This window comes from Fretibacterium fastidiosum (assembly GCF_000210715.1).
Classification (GTDB): Bacteria; Synergistota; Synergistia; order Synergistales; family Aminobacteriaceae; genus Fretibacterium; species Fretibacterium fastidiosum.
Map to the genome: position 1 here is coordinate 2,672,305 of NC_021038.1, position 18,025 is coordinate 2,690,329.

The 18,025-nt window shown below is 59.5% G+C and carries 15 protein-coding genes; 7 read left to right on the forward strand and 8 right to left on the reverse strand.

What is annotated here, in order from left to right; all coding sequences use genetic code 11:
- From SY1_RS12005 to SY1_RS12025, 5 genes are all read right to left on the reverse strand, one after another.
- On the reverse strand, window positions 1-753 hold a 753-nt coding region (locus tag SY1_RS12005; protein ID WP_208873893.1), incomplete at its 3' end, for an ABC transporter ATP-binding protein.
- Between the two features lies 1 nt (window position 754).
- Window positions 755-1,759, reverse strand: coding sequence for an ABC transporter ATP-binding protein (locus tag SY1_RS12010; protein WP_015557182.1), 1,005 nt, complete (start codon window positions 1,757-1,759; stop codon window positions 755-757).
- 12 nt (window positions 1,760-1,771) lie between these two features.
- Entirely contained in the window at window positions 1,772-2,671 is a 900-nt protein-coding gene (locus tag SY1_RS12015; RefSeq protein ID WP_015557183.1) for an ABC transporter permease, read from the reverse strand.
- Between the two features lie 11 nt (window positions 2,672-2,682).
- Entirely contained in the window at window positions 2,683-3,609 is a 927-nt protein-coding gene (locus SY1_RS12020) for an ABC transporter permease (protein WP_015557184.1), read from the reverse strand.
- A 113-nt stretch (window positions 3,610-3,722) separates the two neighbouring features.
- Window positions 3,723-5,054, reverse strand: a complete 1,332-nt coding sequence (locus tag SY1_RS12025; protein ID WP_208873894.1) for an ABC transporter substrate-binding protein — start codon at window positions 5,052-5,054, stop codon at window positions 3,723-3,725.
- Between the two features lie 354 nt (window positions 5,055-5,408).
- On the opposite strand from SY1_RS12025, the gene SY1_RS12030 reads away from it, so the two are divergent.
- Window positions 5,409-6,359 carry a LysR family transcriptional regulator gene (locus tag SY1_RS12030; RefSeq protein ID WP_015557186.1) on the forward strand — a complete coding sequence of 317 codons (951 nt, stop codon included), beginning with the start codon at window positions 5,409-5,411 and terminating at the stop codon, window positions 6,357-6,359.
- Between the two features lie 331 nt (window positions 6,360-6,690).
- Window positions 6,691-8,046: an amidohydrolase gene (locus tag SY1_RS12035; protein ID WP_208873895.1), complete on the forward strand. Its 1,356-nt coding sequence runs from the start codon at window positions 6,691-6,693 to the stop codon at window positions 8,044-8,046.
- A gap of 207 nt (window positions 8,047-8,253) precedes the next feature.
- Here the strand turns inward: SY1_RS12035 and SY1_RS12040 are convergent, their stop codons facing one another.
- The 3 genes from SY1_RS12040 to asd are packed head-to-tail and all read right to left on the reverse strand — an operon-like array spanning window position 8,254 to window position 11,924.
- On the reverse strand, window positions 8,254-9,579 hold the full coding sequence (locus SY1_RS12040; RefSeq protein WP_015557189.1) for an aspartate kinase: 1,326 nt from the start codon (window positions 9,577-9,579) through the stop codon (window positions 8,254-8,256).
- Window positions 9,576-10,793 (reverse strand): homoserine dehydrogenase, encoded by a 1,218-nt coding sequence (locus tag SY1_RS12045; protein WP_015557190.1) that lies wholly within the window; start codon window positions 10,791-10,793, stop codon window positions 9,576-9,578. The genes SY1_RS12040 and SY1_RS12045 overlap by 4 nt, the downstream gene beginning before the upstream one ends.
- Before the next feature lie 42 nt (window positions 10,794-10,835).
- On the reverse strand, window positions 10,836-11,924 hold the full coding sequence (gene asd, locus SY1_RS12050) for an aspartate-semialdehyde dehydrogenase (protein WP_015557191.1): 1,089 nt from the start codon (window positions 11,922-11,924) through the stop codon (window positions 10,836-10,838).
- 232 nt (window positions 11,925-12,156) lie between these two features.
- On the opposite strand from asd, the gene SY1_RS12055 reads away from it, so the two are divergent.
- From SY1_RS12055 to SY1_RS12075, 5 genes are all read left to right on the forward strand, one after another.
- Window positions 12,157-13,170 (forward strand): ABC transporter substrate-binding protein, encoded by a 1,014-nt coding sequence (locus SY1_RS12055; protein ID WP_015557192.1) that lies wholly within the window; start codon window positions 12,157-12,159, stop codon window positions 13,168-13,170.
- Window positions 13,171-13,198: 28 nt separating this feature from the next.
- A complete protein-coding gene (locus SY1_RS12060) occupies window positions 13,199-15,388 on the forward strand; it encodes an ABC transporter permease (protein WP_015557193.1) in 2,190 nt (729 codons plus the stop codon).
- Between the two features lie 50 nt (window positions 15,389-15,438).
- Window positions 15,439-16,563 carry an ABC transporter ATP-binding protein gene (locus tag SY1_RS12065; protein WP_015557194.1) on the forward strand — a complete coding sequence of 375 codons (1,125 nt, stop codon included), beginning with the start codon at window positions 15,439-15,441 and terminating at the stop codon, window positions 16,561-16,563.
- 17 nt (window positions 16,564-16,580) lie between these two features.
- Window positions 16,581-17,516: an AAA family ATPase gene (locus SY1_RS12070; protein ID WP_208873896.1), complete on the forward strand. Its 936-nt coding sequence runs from the start codon at window positions 16,581-16,583 to the stop codon at window positions 17,514-17,516.
- Between the two features lie 77 nt (window positions 17,517-17,593).
- The coding region (locus tag SY1_RS12075; RefSeq protein ID WP_208873897.1) for a hypothetical protein at window positions 17,594-18,025 on the forward strand (432 nt) is incomplete at its 3' end.

The window sequence follows — 18,025 nt, forward strand, 5'->3', positions numbered from 1 at the left end:
AGAGAGCAGAGCCTTAGTATAGGGATGCCTTGGGTTTTTGAACAGTATTTCTGCCGGAGCCTTCTCAACGGTTTGTCCGAGGTACATAACCATGATGTCGTTTGAGATGTGATGCACAACGCTGAGGTCATGGGTTATAAACATGTAGGTCAAGTGAAACTGTTCCTGGAGTTCCTGCATCAGGTTCAAAATTTGCGCCTGGATGGAGACGTCCAAGGCGGATACCGGTTCGTCACAGACGATAAGTTTCGGACTTAGGGCTAGAGAACGGGCTATACCAATTCGCTGACGGCGTCCGCCGTCAAGCTCGTGGGGATACGCGTTGTAAAGTCGTCGAGCCAATCCCACCGTGTCCATTAATTCAGTCACCATCTTTTGCCTCTCCATGCGACCGTGGCAGATATTGTAAAGGACGAGAGGTTCTTCAATCGTCTGGCTTATCGTCATGCGAGGGTTCAGAGAGGAGAAGGGATCCTGAAAGATCATCTGCATCTCTCGCCGTTTTCCCCACAGCTGTCTATCATCCAGTGTCGTAATATCCTCTCCGTCAAAATAGATCGTCCCTGCGGTTGGGTCCTGAAGACGAATAAGCGTACGCCCCAGTGTAGACTTTCCACAACCGGATTCTCCAACCACGCCCAATGTCTCGCCCACCCCAATGGTGAAGGAGACGTCATCAACTGCATGAACCGTGCCGCGCGAACTCGGGAAGTATTTCTTCAGACGTTCTGCTTTAACGAGTTTTCTACTCATATCACAGCACACTGCCCTTCAAAACATTTTCAGCATTGTAGAGGTGACAGCTCACGTAATGCTCTTCCGTACGATAGAACGTTAATGGTGCTTCGGTATAACATTGTTTCATTGCGTAATCACATCGGTCAGCGAACGAACAACCTTTGGGGAGTTTGCTGGGGTCCGGCATCAATCCCCTTATAGGCTTTAACTTTGCCTGTCGATTCGTCATGTCCGGAAGGGAATCGAATAATCCCTTGGTGTATGGGTGCATTGTATGATCAAAAATATCGGCCAAAGCTCCATACTCCACAATTCGTCCGGCATAGACTATGGATACGCAGTCGCATATCTCGGCTACAATGCCCAGGTCATGGGTGATCATCAGCATGGAAGTGTTGTTGTGGTCGCGCAGTTTTTTCATCAGCTCCAGGATCTGAGCCTGAATGGTAACGTCCAGTGCTGTTGTAGGTTCATCTGCGATAAGGAGTTCAGGGTCACAGGCGAGCGCCATGGCAATGACCACCCGTTGACGCATTCCTCCGGAAAACTGGTGTGGATACTCATCACCGCGCTCCCGTGGGATGCCGACCAGCTCCAACATATCGCCAGCTCGTTGAAAGGCTCGTTCTGAAGAGATGTGCTCGTGCTTTTCGATCACCTCTGCAATTTGAAGATTGACGCGGAGCACAGGATTCAAAGAGGTCATAGGATCCTGGAAGATCATGGAGACCTCCTTTCCACGCATCTCCTGAAGCTGCGTCTCACTCATCTCAAGGACGTTTTTGCCATGAAGAAAGATATTTCCGTGCGTGATATGACCAGCAGGCTGTGGCAAAAGATTCAGGATGGATAATCCTGTCGTCGTTTTGCCTGCTCCAGTTTCCCCGACGAACCCCAGCGTTTGTCTATGGCGCACCTTCAAATTCAAGCCATTCACGGCATATACAGTCTGCCCACGAGTGCGATATTCTACCGTAAGGTCCTGAATTTCCAATGCGTATTCAGACTTGTCCTCTCGCATTGTGTCCCTCCTCTATTTCATTCTCGGATCAAGTGCATCGCGCAGCCCGTCGCCCAACAGATTCATGGCAAGAATTGTTAACATAATGCAGATTCCAGGAATGCAGGCAAGATAGCTGTTATCACGTATGAAATTCCTTCCGCTGGCGAGGAGCGCCCCCCACTCCGGGCGGGGAACGGCGACGCCAAGTCCCAAGAAACTTAAGGCAGCTGTGTTGGAAATCGTTGCTGCAACTCGCAACGTCGTTTGAACGATAATGGGGCCAATGCAATTCGGCAGAATATGGCGAAGGAGCATGCGCCGCGTTTTGACTCCAACGGCGCGCGCCGCCTCGACATAATCCATATCACGCACGGTCAAAACAGCGCTGCGCACAATACGCGCGAAGGTTGGCACCGAGGCGACCGCGAGTGCAATAACGAGGTTTCTGATACTGGCGCCCAGCGCCGCCACGATGACGATAGCCATTAACATCATGGGGACTGCCAGGAAAACATCACAGAGACGCATGATGAGATTATCAATCGTTCTGCCAAAGTAACCGGCAACAGCGCCAAGGAGTCCTCCAAGCAGAAGGCCGAAAGCGACAGCGATAAAGCTTATCGAAAGAGAGACTCTGCTGCCATGCACGATGCGAGCCAAAAAATCCCTCCCATATTCATCAGTCCCGAACCAATGCTGCAGAGATGGCCACTGAAGCCTGGCGAGAATATTCTGTTTTACGCATGTGGCCTGGTAATCAAAGAGAGTGTCGGCAAAGACGGCTGTTAAAGTCAGAAAAACCAGGAAAATAAGTCCTGCAAGGGCCGCCCTGTTCTGACATAACCGCAAAAAGGCGTCCTTGGCAAGGCTATTCCGAGGAGGAAGCGGCGCCTGATCTTCCTCTGTAATTTTTTCGTGAACGCTCCTCATAACAGTGCCTCCTATCGATACATCGTCCGAACCCTGGGATCGACAGCGCCATAGATCAGATCAACGGTCAAATTGACAAAGGAGAAGCAGACCGTCATCAGGACGATACACCCCATGACCATCGGCGTGTCCCTTGCGCTGATTGACTGAATCATCAATCGGCCCACGCCGGGCCATGCGAAGACGGTCTCGGTAAGTACAGATCCACCCAACATTTCGCCTATTTGCAGGCCGATAACCGTAATTGTAGGAAGCATACCGTTCCGGAATGCATGGCGCATAACGATGGTGCGATTTGAAAGGCCTTTGGCGTAGGCCGTGCGGATATAATCCTGACGAAGTGTCTCCACCATGGAAGAACGAGTTGTCCTGGAAATGGAGGCCATGTTCATAAAACCAAGAGAGATTGCCGGCAGGACAATACTCCGCCAGGAGTTGGCCCCATACACGGGGAACCATCCGAGTTTTAGCGAAAAGAGCAGAATCAACATCAGTGCCAGCCAGAAAATTGGCATCGATATGCCAATCAAGGAGACAATCATGCTTGTGTTGTCAACCCATGTATTCTGTTTGACAGCGGCCAATATTCCCAGCGGCAAGGCCAGGATCAAGGACGTGATTGCCGCTACAAGCGTTAGAGCCAACGTATAGGGGAATCGCGCCATGATCTCGCTTGTTACCGATGTTCCATTGGCGTATGAGATGCCCAAATCGCCACGAAGAAGCTTTGTGAGGTAATTGAAATATTGTATCGTCAGAGGTTTATTCAAGCCCATTTGCTCCTCAAGCTGAACAATTTGTTCCTGTGACGCATTTTCTCCAAGAATCAAATGAGCGGGATTCCCAGGGGCAAGGTGCATGATGAGGAAAACCAGCAGCGTCACGCCAAGAACCACAGGAACCATACAGATCATTCGTTTAAGAACGTATTGCCCCATCGTAGTGCTCCCTCCGTGCTGCAGCCATTTTTGAGGGAAAAGCCTCGGCTCAAGCGGCAGCTGAGGCTTTTCACCATAGCAGGCGAAAATCGCGCCCGTTCTACGAGACAGGACTACCAGGACATGACGCTGAAATCTACGTATCCCGTAGCACTGCATACGACGTTCTTCAAATTGGCGTTGTGCGCTCGGAAGTAATCGACCTGATAAATTGGAACAAACGGACACATGTCATTGATGAGGCCGATAGCATCGTGGATCATCGCTGTCCGCTTCTTTTCGTCCATGCATACGTTGATTTTTGACAGGACCTCGTCTGTTTTAGGATCGGCGAAACTGCTTGGAACGGCATCGCGACGAGAGGTCTGAAAACGTTGAATGTACGTCATGGCATTGGACGGTGACCAGGATACGATTGCCGCAGTTAAGTTCAACGTCGTCATTGCAGCTTGGTAGGAGGCTGCATCCATCTCGTTTACGGTGACCTTGATGCCTATCTGCGAGAGTTCATCCTGCATGATGGTGGCAATCGCCTTTTTCGTCTCATTGCTGCAGATGACGTCAAGCGTTACGGAAGCAGGATCGCCGCCCCAGGCGCCCATATATTCCTTAGCCTTATTCAGATTGAAGCTGTAAGCGTTCTCCAGGGAGGATTCCTTGTAGCCCATGGAGACGCAGGAATAACTTGGCGTACCGTGACCGCTGAGAGCGCCGGCGATGATTTCCTCACGATTGATGGCATAGGCGATGGCCTTCCTTAAATTGACGTCCTTAAAGGGTGTGGAGACGCAATTGAGATGCAGAAAGAAATTTTCGACACTCGTTACGTTAGCCACAGCAATACCATCCGTCGCGAGCAAGCGCGCGATGTCGTTGGGTGCAATGTCATAGACGAAATCGACCTCGCCCGACTCAAGGGACATCGTGCGCGTCGTGCCCTCAGGAATCATGACGAAGCGCAACGTCTTGATGGAGGCCCTTCTTTCAGCGTCGAAGTACTCGTCAAAGGCCTCGAAGGCGATGGAATTTCCCTTGTTCCATCTTGTGAATTTGTAAGGACCAGTTCCCACAGGATTTACGTTGAAATCATTCCCTGAGTCAATCAACGACTTGGGCAGGATAAAGTTGAAGTGGTACGCTAGGTCGTTGAGGAGGTTGGGATTGGGGGCAAAAGTTGTAATTCTTACCGTGAGCGGATCAACAGCCTCGATCTTCTGCATGGAAGCTGTGTAGTTCTTGCTGTTGGGAAACTTCTTGGCGTACTGGATTGTAGCCATAACGTCATCCGCGGTCATTTTATCCCCATTGTGGAAAAGCACACCTTCCCTCAATTTAAAAACCCAGACCGTATCACTTTCCTGTGTATAACTTTGAGCCAAATCGCATACAGGCTGAAGCGTTTTCATGTCGATACGGGTTAACCCATTGTACGTAAGAAGGTTCATCTGCACCCCCATCAGAGAGTCGTGTTCACAGGATGTTAAAGAATTGGGTTCGTTGGTCAAAGCCACAACAATGGTATCCTCAGCTGCGGTACAGACGTGGGGATGGAAGTAGAAGATGGACAGAACAGCCGTTGCACACACAGCTAATCTTTGCATAAGTCTTTTCTGACAATTCCCTGCAATACGTGTGACTATAGAATTCGTCATTTTACACGCCCCCTTTGATTTTCGTCAGCTGACATAAATTAGCATATCCTGCAAGATGTCATCATAGTAGCACATGCCGTTGTGGATGTGGTAATATGGTTTATAGATGTTCTTAATATGTCCAAGTTGTAATGGGGGGCGGAATTTATGACAAACAACCAGATTCGGTACATTATTGAAACGGCGCAAGCGGGCTCGATAAACATGGCAGCAAGAAACCTTTTTATATCTCAGTCTGCGCTTTCCAACGCCATCATGAGCGTTGAGGATGAGTTTAACAACAAGATATTCAACAGGACTTCCAAGGGGGTTACCTTGACTTCATTTGGGAAATTGTTTATCGCTTATATCACCCCCATCAACAGACAACTCATGCAACTCTACGCCATGCGCAATGCAAACGGAAGCACGGCTCCTTTGACATTTACTGTAATCAGCAACGGCTTTTTCTACATCAGTGACATCATCGCTGCGCTGGAACGCCGCTATCGCTCAAGCGGCATCAACCTCGCTATTTTGGAAGACTATGGCGGAAATATGCTTGAGATGATTCATAACAACTCGGCCGATCTTGGTGTCGTTCGTTTGTGGAGTTGTTATCGCAATAACAACCTTGAGCAGTTTTCTACAATGAGTTTGCTCTACCGCCCCATCGCTATGCTTCAAATTGGCGTAAATATAAGTGAGAATAATCCTCTTTATGGTTATGAGGGGCAGAACATCACGCCAGATCTTCTGAGGAATTACCCCATGATTCTTCACGAGAGTCTGCATAACGGTCCCTATGCTGACATCCTGTCAAGACTTGGACTCCCGGTGCCACGCAATCGCTTTATCGTGGATTCCCGCGCTACGATGTACGAACTCCTGGATGTAACGAATGGCTACGTTCTGGATTCACGAAATCTTGAATCCGGTGCAGGGCCGTATGAGACGAAGCATAATCGTCGCTGGCGTTTCCTTCCGCTTGAGAACTGCACCATCTACTCCGAAATAGGTTGGCTGATTGACGAGAGTACGTCCATTTCCCAAGTGGCCAAAAACTTCGTCTCGATGTTGAGCAATTATTTATTGCGTGATATAACCCAGATGGATTAGAAGCTATATATTAAAGTTATATATCTAGTTGCTCATTTTATCCCAATGGACGTATTATTACACATAAAAGCGTAAGGGGGACTGCTGAGACGAGCACGCTGGAGTGATTATTGGCGAGGGAGGGGCATGGAAGTGACGCTATATGGTGTCTCATTGGTTGGCAAAAACAGCATTTTAGACTTTGCTTTGTGGATTATCCTCCTAGGCCTTATCTGTATTTACCTTTGGAGGATGTTCAGTCGTTGAATTGTGTTCGATCCACCTGAACCTAATTCAGGCATTATCCGAAATTTTCAGCATATTTATCAGGCGTCTTTTAGGAGGGGTAAACATGGAAGAAATAGAAAAAAGGATTTGTGAGATTATCGATGGCCATAGCGATGAACTTATTTCTTTTGGAGATGACCTCTGGCGCCATGCTGAACTGGGCTTTCAGGAACATCGGACGGCGGGCAAGTTTGCAGAAAAAATGAGGGCGCTGGGACTGGAGACGCAGGAGCACCTGGCCGTCACAGGTGTTAAAAGCTACCTTCATGGTTTTTTTGACGGGCCAACTATCTGTTTGATGGGAGAACTTGACGCACTGCCGATACCGGCCTCTGCCGCTGCCAATCCAGAGACCGGAGCCGCACACTGTTGCGGTCACAACGCTCAACTCACCGGTGTGTTTGGCGCCGCTATTGCTCTCAGTGCACCTGATGTTCGCGCTGGCCTTTGTGGTGATGTAGCCTTTTTCGGCGTTCCGGCAGAGGAATACGTAGAGGTTGAGAAACGTAACGAAATGCGCGAAAAGGGCATGATTCGTTATGGATGTGGAAAATGTGAACTGCTGCGCATCGGGGCTCTTAACGATATCTCTCTGGTTGTGGGACACCATGCCGGAACTGTGAAAAAATATCTCATTGCCAATCGATCCTGTAACGGATTTCTAACGAAAATTATACAATTTCATGGACGTGCTGCCCACGCTGCCGGCGCGCCGGAAAACGGCATTGATGCGATGAATGCTGCGGAGATTGCCATGCACGCCGTTAATATTCAGAGGGAGAGTTTCCGCGATCAGGACACCATCCGGGTGCATGGTGTCTTGACCAAGGGAGGGACTGCAGCAAATATCATCGCTGATGACGTCCGTTTGGAATACTCCGTCAGAGGTAAGACCATAGAGGCTTATCTCGATGCGGCCAGGAAGGTCGATCGATCTATGAGGGGGGGCGCTATCGCTGCAGGGTGTGGCCTGACCATTACAACGCTTCCAGGGAACCTGCCAATTGTTCCCGTTAAAGACGCCAGTGTTGTTGGCGAGGCGCTGGCGGAGGTCTGCGGGGATACGCCTGTAACTTGTACTGGCCCTGAGTTTCACTCCACAAGTTCGGGGGATTATGGGGACGTCAGTTGTCTTATGCCACTTCTGCAATTTAACACAGGAGGTTTTCGAGGTGTCTTTCACAGTCCCGATGTTTTCGTGGATGATCCCTACGAAGCATATGTGGTCCCCGCTAAAATTTTTGCGTTAACTGCGTGGAAGCTTTTGCGTAATCAGTCGGAACGTGCTCGGAAGATTATCAATGAATTTCGTCCCACCTTAACCATGAAGCAGTACATCGAATTGATGGAAGGAACGCTGAAAACTGAAACCCATTCGATTCAGCCCCTTCCCCTGCTGAATGAGACAAACGACATATAGCGGATGAGGGTTAAGCGTAATGAAACAGGATCATCGAGCTGTTTCATTACGCTATCACGAGACTTTTTGATAGTGTCGGGTATGGCTCTGGGAGGTCCTCTCTTCAAAGTATGCCTCATGCCTCCGACTCGCTGGCTCTATGTTGGTCGTGCTCCTTGCCGAACGTCAACGCGGGTTTTCACCCGCCTTCTTCAGGCGGCGGAGGCCTCAGTCCGGCGGGTCCTCCTCCACGAACGCGCCGTAAATGGAGCGGATCGCCCGCTCGAAGTCCTCGTTCAGCACCCCGACGATCACGTTGAGCTCGGAGGCCCCCTGGTCGATCATGCGCACATTGACGCGCACTTTTGCGAGGGCCGTGAATATCCTGGCGGCCGTCCCGCTGCGGGACTTCATGCCGCGCCCCACGACGGCGATCAGGGCCAGCCCCGGCTCGATGTCCAGGGTGTCCGGCCTGGCGACGCGGGCCAGGCGGGCCAGCACCTCCTGCTCCCGATCCAGAAAGTGGGAGGCGTGGACCACCACGGTCATGGTGTCGATCCCCGAGGGGAGGTGCTCCAGCGGGACGTCGCTCTCCTCGAAGCACCTGACGACCCGGCTGTGAAAGCCGGGGTCGGAGTGCAGGCGGTCCTTCGCCAGGATGATGGAACAGAAGTCCTTCTTGCCCGTGATGCCGGTGATGGTGTGGCTCGATTGCTTGGCCGTGTGTCCGACGATCCAGGTGCCGGGGTCCTCCGGCTGGTTGGTGTTCCGTATGTTGATGGGGACGCCCGCCCTCCGAACGAACAGGATGGCGTCCTCGTGCAGGACCGTCGCTCCCATGTAGGCAAGCTCCCTGAGCTCGCTGTAGGTGATGTCCCGAATGACCCTGGGATTCTTCACGATGCGTGGGTCCGCCATCAACAGGCCTGAGACGTCCGTCCAGTTCTCGTACACGGAGGCCCCGCAGGCGCCCGCGATGATGGCCCCCGTGATGTCGGAGCCGCCGCGGGGGAAGGTGCGCACCCGCCCGGCCGGGTCCGTCCCGTAGAAGCCGGGGACGACGGCCCTTGGCGCCTCATCGAGCCGTGCGGTCAGGACGCCGTGGGAGCGCGCGGCGTCGAAGTTTCCCGCATCGTCGAAGAAGAAGAGCGCCGCGGCGTCGATAAAGGCAAAGCCCAGGTACTCGGCCAGCACGAGCCCGTTCAGGTACTCGCCGCGGGAGGCCGTGTAGTCCCTCTCCGGCGCGCTGGTCAGGTTCTCCTCTATCTTCCGGAACTCCTCGTCCAGCGGCAGGGACAGCGCAAGCCCCTGAACGATCTCGGCGTAGCGGTCCCGCACCGCCTGGAGGGGCCTGCGGAAGTCCTTCCCCGCCGCGGCGAGCCCGTAGCATTGATAGAGCAGGTCCGTGACCTTGACGTCGTTGGCAGAGCGCCTGCCGGGCGCCGAGGGGACGACGATCGTGCGCGCCTCGTCCTCCAGAACGATGTCCCGAACCTTCCTGAACTGCGCCGAGTCCGCCAGGGACGTGCCGCCGAACTTGACGACCTTTTTCATGCGCCTGCCTCCAAAAGCCGGATGCGGCTTCGCAGCGTCGAGAGCTTCGCAAGGGCCTCGCCGCACCGGCGCTCCGTCATGGGGCGCGTGACGAAGGCGGAGTCCTGCGGATCGCCGTCGAGGGCGACCTCCTCCGCGCCGGCGAAGACCTCCCGCGCCAGGGACGCCTCGGAGGGCGCGACGCGGATCAGGTTCCGCACCTCCGCTGCAGAGGCGTCGGCGAGCTTCGCGTCCCGGCCGGTCAGCCCGCACTCGACGGTCCGCCCCCGGTTTCGCGCGCACTGCACCACGTCGGACACCACGGCGCTGGCCGTGGGGAAGCGTCCCGCGCCCCGGCCGCAGAGCGTCAGGTCGCCGAGCGTGGAGCCGTGGAGCAGGACGCCGTTGTACACGTCGCTGACCCCGTAGAGCGGGGAGGCGGCAGGGACGAGGTAGGGGGCCGTCCTGAGGGAGAGCCCTGTGGGGGCCAGCCGGCAGACGCCCAGGAGTTTGAGCGAGCAGCGGAGCGCGCGGGCGAGGCGCAGGTCGGCGGCCTCAAGCCCCATGATGCCCTCGCAGGGGACCTGGTCCGAGCTCACGCGGGTCCCCGACAGGAGCGACGCCAGGATGGCCAGCTTGCGGGCCGTGTCGTGCCCCTGGACGTCCGCGTCCGGGTTCCGCTCCGCGTAGCCGTTCTCCTGGGCCTGGCGCAGCGCCTCCTCCAGGGACAGCCCCTCGCGCTCCATCCTCGTCAGGACGTAGTTGCAGGTCCCGTTCAAGATCCCGACGGCGGAGTCGAAGCGCTCGTGGGCGCAGGCGTCCCGGATCGTGCTCAGGATGGGGATGCCCCCGGCCACGCTGCCCTCGAAGAGCAGGCTCAGGCCGTGGGCCCGCGCGATGGCGGCCAGCTCCGGGCCGTGGGCGTCGATCAGCTCCTTGTTGGAGGTCGCGACGGACTTGCCGTGCTCGAGGGTGGAGCGGACGTAGGGGAGGGCTGGGTCCAGCCCCCCCATGGCCTCGCAGACCACGCTCACCTCCGGGTCGTTCAGGATCGTCCCGACGTCGCGGGTCATGAGCTCCGCGTAGCGGGAACCCGGAAGGTCGCGCCGGACGAGGATATGCTTGACCCGCACCCGGTCGCCCGCCGCTTGTGCCACCCGGTCCCGGTTCGCCTCCAGCAGCTCGGCGACGCCGCCGCCCACCGTTCCAAAGCCAAGGATCGCAACGTTGATCATCTGATTCGCCTCGCCATCTTGCGTGTCGGTCTGGGGGATGCCCTATTTTTTCGTGAGGTAGCCGCGGCTCGCCAGGAGCTCCGCGCAGAGGACGGCGCCCCCCGCCGCGCCGCGCAGCGTGTTGTGGGAGAGGCCGACGAACTTCCAGCCGAAGAGGGGATCCCGCCGCAGGCGGCCGATGGAGATCGCCATGCCCCCCTCGCACTGGGCGTCGAGGGCCGGCTGGGGGCGGTCCTCCGCCTCAAGGTAGTGGATGAACTGCTTCGGAGCGCTGGGGAGGCCCAGCTCCTGGGGGACGCCCCGAAAGTCCCTCAGGAGCGCGATCAGCTCGTCCACGGAGGCGGGCTCCCTGCCGAACCTCACGAGGACCGCGGCCGTGTGGCCGTAGAGGACGGGGACGCGGAGGCAATGACAGGTGATGCGCGGCCCGTCCGCCTGGACGATCTCTCCGCCCCGCAGCCGCCCCAGCACCTTCAGGGGCTCGCGCTCGCTTTTCTCCTCCTCGCCCTCGATGAAGGGGATGACGTTGCCGCGCATTTCGGGCCACGTGTCGAAGTTCTTTCCCGCCCCCGATATGGCCTGGTACGTCGCCGCGACGACCTCCAGCGGCTCGAGGTCGCGCCAGGCGGCGAGGGCCGGGACGTAGCTCTGGATCGAACAGTTGGGCTTCACCGCGATGAAGCCGCACGACGTGCCCAGCCTGCGCCTCTGGGCCTCGATGACCTCTGCGTGGGTGGGGTTGATCTCCGGGATGATCATCGGGACGTCCGGCGTCCAGCGGTGGGCGCTGTTGTTGGACACCACGGGCGTCTCGGCGCGGGCGTAGTCCTCCTCCAGCCTCCGGAGCTCGTCCGAGGGCATGTTGACGGCGCTGAACAGAAAGTCCACGCGATCGGCCATGCCCGCCACGTCGCTCACGTCCCGCAGCACGAGGTCCCGCGCGGAATCGGGCACGGCGCCGTCGAGGAGCCAGCGGCCCTCCACGGCCTCCGCGTAGGTTCGACCGGCGCTCTGCGGGCTGGCGGCGATGGCCGCCGTCTCAAACCACGGGTGCGCCGCGAGCAGCTGAACGAACCTCTGACCGACCATCCCGGTCCCGCCGAGGACCCCGACCCTGAACTTCTTTTCCATAATCGTGCCGCAGCTCCTTCCCAGCTTCGTTTTTTTGCCTTCGGCGCGCCCCCTTCGACAAGGGCTTGCGGCGTCGGGGAAACGCGCCGGGTGAAACACGAGTGAAACGAGGATTCTGGACATTTTATCATGTTATGAGATAATTTTAACGCGGCGCTCGTTTGGGGTTCGATTCGTCGTGGCAAAACGATTGACACAGAGAGTTTTAGAGTTTTTGAAGGAGGGTTTTCTCATGAGGTCTGGAAAGTGCGCGTTCTTCCTTGCGTGCGCGATGCTGGCTGTTGTGGCGGGTGGAGCGTGGGCGGCCGAGGCCGTCAACGCCTACACGACGATGGAGGAGCCGCTGGCCAAGGCGCTGTTCGACGCCTTTGAGGCGGAGAGCGGCATCAAGGTGCAGTGGGTGCGCCTGTCGGGCGGCGAGGCGGTGGCCCGCATCGAGGCGGAGAAGGCCAACCCCCAGGCCTCCATCTGGGTCGGCGGTGTGGGCACCCAGCACATCGAGGCGAAGCTTCGCGGCCTGACGGCGCCCTACCGCTCCCGCGTGGCGGACAGCATCCCGGCGGACTACCGCGACCCGGAGAACTATTGGACGGGCCTTTACGTCGGCCCCATCGCCTTCTGCATGAACACGGAGCGGGCGAAGGAGCTGAAGCTCGACATGCCGAAGACCTGGATGGACCTCCTGAAGCCGGAGTACGCCAAGAGCGTCCGCATGGCGCACCCCGCTACGTCCGGCACGGCCTACAACATGCTGACCACGCTCATCCGCATCTACGACGGCGACGAGGACAAGGCGTTCGACTACTTCAAGAAGCTCTCCGCGTCCGTCGAGCAGTTCACCCGCTCCGGCTCCGCCCCCGGCAAGAGCTGCGCCATCGGCGAGATCCCCATCGCCATCGGCTACCTCCACGACCAGGTGAAGCTGCAGAAGGAGGGCGCCCCCATCGAGATCGTGATCCCGTCGGACGGCACGGGCGCGGAGACGGCCTCCATGTCCATCCTGAAGGGCGGCCCGGACGCTTTGAACGCCAAGAAGCTCTACGACTGGATCCTCGGTCAGAAGGCCATGGACGTCATCGCCAGCTGGTACGTCATCCCACTCTCCAGCCTGGCCACCCCCTCCGAGACGGGCTTCTCGCTCGACAAGATGAAGATGCTGAAGGACGACCAGTGGGACGCCGCCAACAAGGAGCGCCTGATCGAGCGTTGGAACCGGGAGATCGCGATGGCCCCGGAGAAGAAGTAGGGGCCCGCGGGATGCGGGGGCCTGGGAGATGAGGCAGAGGCGGGCGGTCCACTTCGCCCTGATGATGGCCTTCGTCGCGCTGGTGGGCTGGTGGGTGTACGACAGCGTCCTCACGGGGTTCCTGGAGGTCTCCCACGACGGCCAGCGGCGCACGGTGCAGACCGTCTCCCTGGGGTATCCCGGAGGGGATGAGGCCGAGGGGTGGCTGGCCCGCCTGGCCGGCAGCTCGCAGAGCTATCGCGTTGCGCTGACGGAGGGGCTCCCGGCCCCCGGCGCCTCTTTCGCCGTGCGGGGGGACCCGGACCTGGCGGAGCTGTGCCGGGCCTCCGCCGCGTCTCCCCAGTTCGCGAAGGGCTTTGACAACGCCGCCTACGAGGAAATCTACCGCAGCGAACACGGCTGGGACCTGGCGGGGACGGAGCAGACGCTCTTCTTCGCGCCGGCGGTGGACGCCCGGACCGGCGACGTTCAGGGGGCGCTGATCTTCGCCTTCAGCAGGGAGGGGGAGCGGGGCTTTATCCGGATGCTCCGGATGCTCTTCGCAGTGGTCCTGCTGCTCTTCACCGTTGTGGTCTGGCAGGTGATGATGAGCCGGGACCCCGTCGTCGGCTTCGCCCTGGCCGGCCTCTTCCTGATGGCCCTGGTCTTCGTGGCCTACCCCCTCTTCGAGGCGGTGCGCCTCTCCTTCCTGGAGGAGGGGCGCTTCTCCCTCGGCATCTGGCGAACGATCCTGACCAACAGCAGCTACATCGACGCCCTGAAGGGCAGCCTGAAGCTGGGCTGCTGCACGGCGACGCTCTCCACCCTCATCGGCTTCCTCTTCGCGTTCACGTGCACGCGCACCAACGTCCGGTTCAAGAGGTTCATCGCTATGATGGGCGTCCTGCCCGTGATCTCGCCCCCCTTCTCCCTCACGCTCTCCATCATCCTGCTCCTGGGGAACAACGGCCTGATCACGCGCTGGCTGGGCCTCACGGGCTTTTCCATCTACGGCCTTCCGGGGCTGACGATGGTCCAGACGATGTGCATGTTCCCCATCGCGTTCCTGACGCTCTCCGGGGTGCTGGAGGCCATCGACTCCACGTTCGAGGAGGCGGCCCTGAACCTCTCGGCCAGCCGGCTCAAGACCTTTGCGTCCATCACGCTGCCCCTGGCCGCGCCGGGCCTGCTCAGTGCGTGGCTTCTGGTCTTCACCACCTCGCTGGCGGACTTCGCCAACCCGCTGCTCCTGGCGGGGGACCTCAAGGTCCTGTCCGTCGAGTCCTACATCGAGGTGACGGGGATGAACCGGCTGGGGCACGGGGCGGCGCTGTCGCTCCTCCTGCTCCTGCCGACGCTTGCGGCCTTTTTGGCGCAGCGCTTCTGGGTGGCGAAGCGGTCCTACGTCACCGTCACGGGGAAGCCGTCGGGCCGCATCGCGGAACTCGCGACGCCCGGCCTGCGCCGCGTCCTGGCCTGCGTCATCTACCTGATCATCCTCTTTTTGATCCTGCTCTACGGGACGATCGTCGCGGGCTGCTTCGTGAAGAACTGGGGCATCGACTACACCTTCAGCCTTGAGAACATCCGAGAGGCCCTGACCCGGTCGCGGGATGCCCTGTTCGACACCGTGACCCTCTCGGCCGTCGCCACGCCCATCGCGGGCGTCATCGCCATGATCGCGGCGCTGCTCATCGTGCGGCGGCGCTTCCGCGGCAAGCGGCTGCTGGAAGCCCTGCTCATGACGCCCTTCGCCCTGCCGGGCACGCTGGTGGGCATCAGCTACATCCTGGCGTTCAACCGGGCGCCCCTCGTCCTGGTGGGGACGGCGGCCATCATCGTCATCAACTACGTGGTGCGCGAGCTGCCCGTGGGCATCGAGGGCGGGGTCGCCTCGCTGCGGCAGATCGACCCCTCCATCGAGGAGGCGGCCATGGACCTGGGGGCGGACTCCGCCACGGTCTTTCGCACCATCGTCCTGCCGCTGGTGCGCCCCGCGTTCCTGTCGAGCCTCTCCTACACGTTCGTGCGCTCCATGACGGCCGTGAGCGCGGTCATCTTCCTCATCTCCGCGCGCTGGTACCACATGACGATCCTGATCTACAACTTCTCGGAGAACCTGCGCTTCGGCCTGGCCAGCGTGCTGTCCACCGTGCTCATCGTCATCGTCTTCGGGGCCTTTGGGATCATGCGCCTCCTGGTGCGGCGCAACGAGAACCTGCTGAAGAACGTCGTCTGATCCCCCGGCCCCTTCGGGGGACGGGGGAACCCAAGCTGGAGGAATGATCGATGTCAGATACAGTCAACGCGGGGAGGAAGACCCCCAGGTCCGTCACCCTCAACGGGATCACGAAGGTCTTCCGCGACCCTCAGTCCGGGCAGGACGTCCGGGCCGTGGAGAGCGTGTCCTTTCGCCTGGAGCCGGGGGAACTCGTCACGCTCCTGGGGCCGTCGGGGTGTGGCAAGACTACGGTGCTGCGGATTCTCTCCGGGTTTGAGCAGCCCACGTCGGGGCGCATCCTGATCGGGGAGGCGGACGTCACGGACGTGCCGGCCAACGGACGGGATACGGCGATGGTGTTCCAGAGCTACGGCCTGTTCCCCCACATGAGCGTCTTCGACAACGTGGCCTATGGCCTGAAGCTCCGCAGGGTCCCCCGCGCGGAGGCGGCGAAGAAGGTGGCGCGCTTCCTGGACATGGTGGGCCTCGGAGCGCTGTCGAAGCGGTCCCCGTCCCGCCTGTCGGGCGGACAGCAGCAGCGCGTGGCCCTGGCGCGGGCCCTCATCGTGGAGCCGTCGGTGCTCCTGCTGGACGAGCCGCTCTCGAACCTGGACGCCGTCCTGCGCGAGCAGATGCGCGTCGAGATCCGCCGGCTGCAGAAGTCCCTCGGCATCACGGCCATGTACGTGACGCACGACCGCGTCGAGGCCATGAGCCTCTCGGACCGCATCATCGTCATGAGGAACGGTCGAATTGTGCAGGTGGGTACGCCGAGCGAGATCTACCGCGACCCGGCGAACTCCTTCGTGGCGGGCTTCGTGGGCAGGGCGACCTTCTTCCCCTGCAGAGTGCTGGGCGTTTCGGGGACCGCCTGCGTCGTCGAGGTGAAGGGGCACACCTTCGAGGCCCCGCGATGGGACCCCTCGCTGAGGGCCGGAGACGGGGCACTCCTGATGGCCCGCCCGGAGTCGCTGTCGCTCGGCGAGCCCGGAACGGGCGTGGAGGACGGCGTCTTGACGGCCAACGTCTACCTGGGCAACAGCATGGAGTCCTGGGTGAAGACGGACCTGGGCGACGTGCTGGTCCAGATCGACGCCCCGGACACCAGGAGGGTGTGGGCCGAGGGGGAGCGCGTGTCCCTGTCCCTCGACCCGCTGCTGACGAAGGTGCTTCCCGGCGACGAGCCGGCGTAGCTTCAGGAGGTCTTGCATTGAGCGGATATTCCATCGAGATCAAAAATCCCAGGGCGCGGGAGGCCCTGGATCGCCTTGCGCCCGTCCTGCACGGCAAGGACGCCGTGCTGCTTCGGCTTCTGGTTTGCGTGTTTGCGGGTGGACACCTCCTGTTGGAGGACATGCCCGGCCTCGGCAAGACGACGCTGGCCTTGGCGGCTTCGCGCCTGCTGGGCCTGAGCTTCGGTCGCGTGCAGTGTACGAACGACCTCCTGCCCACGGACGTCACGGGCGTGAGCGTCTACCGGGCGGACAGCGGTCAGTTCCAGTTCTACGCGGGGCCGGTGTTTCACCACCTGCTGCTGGTGGACGAGATCAACCGCGCGACGCCCAAGACCCAGAGCGCCCTTCTGGAGGCCATGGGGGAGGAGCAGGTGACCGTGGACGGGCGAAGCTACGCCCTGCCCAGGCCCTTCTTCGTCATCGCGACGCAGAACCCCGTCGAGAACGCGGGAACCTTCCCCCTGCCGGAGTCCCAGATGGACCGCTTCATGATCAAGACGTCCATCGGCTACCCGTCCCGGGAGGACGAGCGCCGGATCCTTCGCCTCGGCCCTCAGAAGAACGACTTCGCGTCCTTTCAGCCCCTGTTCACGCCGGACGAGATCGTGGCGCTTCAGGGGCAGATCGAGCGCGGCATCCGCGTGGACGACAGGCTCCTGGACTACGTCCTGGACCTGGAGCAGCGGACGAGGACGCACCCCCTTCTGGAGGGCGGGATTTCCCCGCGGGGCGGGATGATGATCCTGCGGGTGGCCCGCACGCTGGCCTGGCTGGAAGGACGGGACTACGCCATCCCGGAGGACGTTCGCTTCCTGGCCCTCGAAACCTGGGCCCATCGTCTTCAGCCCCGGAAGGGGGCGTCGGGCGCGGGCGTTCTGAGCCAGATATTGAGCGAGACGCCCATCCCCTGATGTCCGTGCTCTCCGCCTTCAGGGGGCGCCGCCGTCCGGGGAAAAACAGGCCCTGGACCGGCTCTCCGATCATTCGGTTGCGAACCGCCGGGACGGTCTACACGCTCCTGACGATCGTGCTGGGCGTGGTGGCCGTCAACAGCGGAAACAACCTGCTGTACCTGCTGACGGCCCTCCTCCTGGGGTACATGCTGGCCTCTGGCGTCGCGGGACGGCGCAACGTCATGGGGGCGCGGGCCGCGCTGGAATTGCCGGACGAGATCTACGCGGGCATTCCCTTCGAGGCCTCCATCCGCATCGAGAACCCGCGCTCCGCTCCCCTCCACATGATCGAGGCGGCGGTGCGCCTGGAGGAGGGGGAGGGCGCGGCCCCCCGCGCCTTCTTCGGCGTGGTCCCTCCGCGCGGGGCGTCGAGCCGGGGCATCGTGCTGACCCTGCCGCGCCGCGGAACGGCCCGTGTGGCGCTGGAGGTCTCCTCCGTGTTTCCCTTCGACTTCTTCACCCGCTTC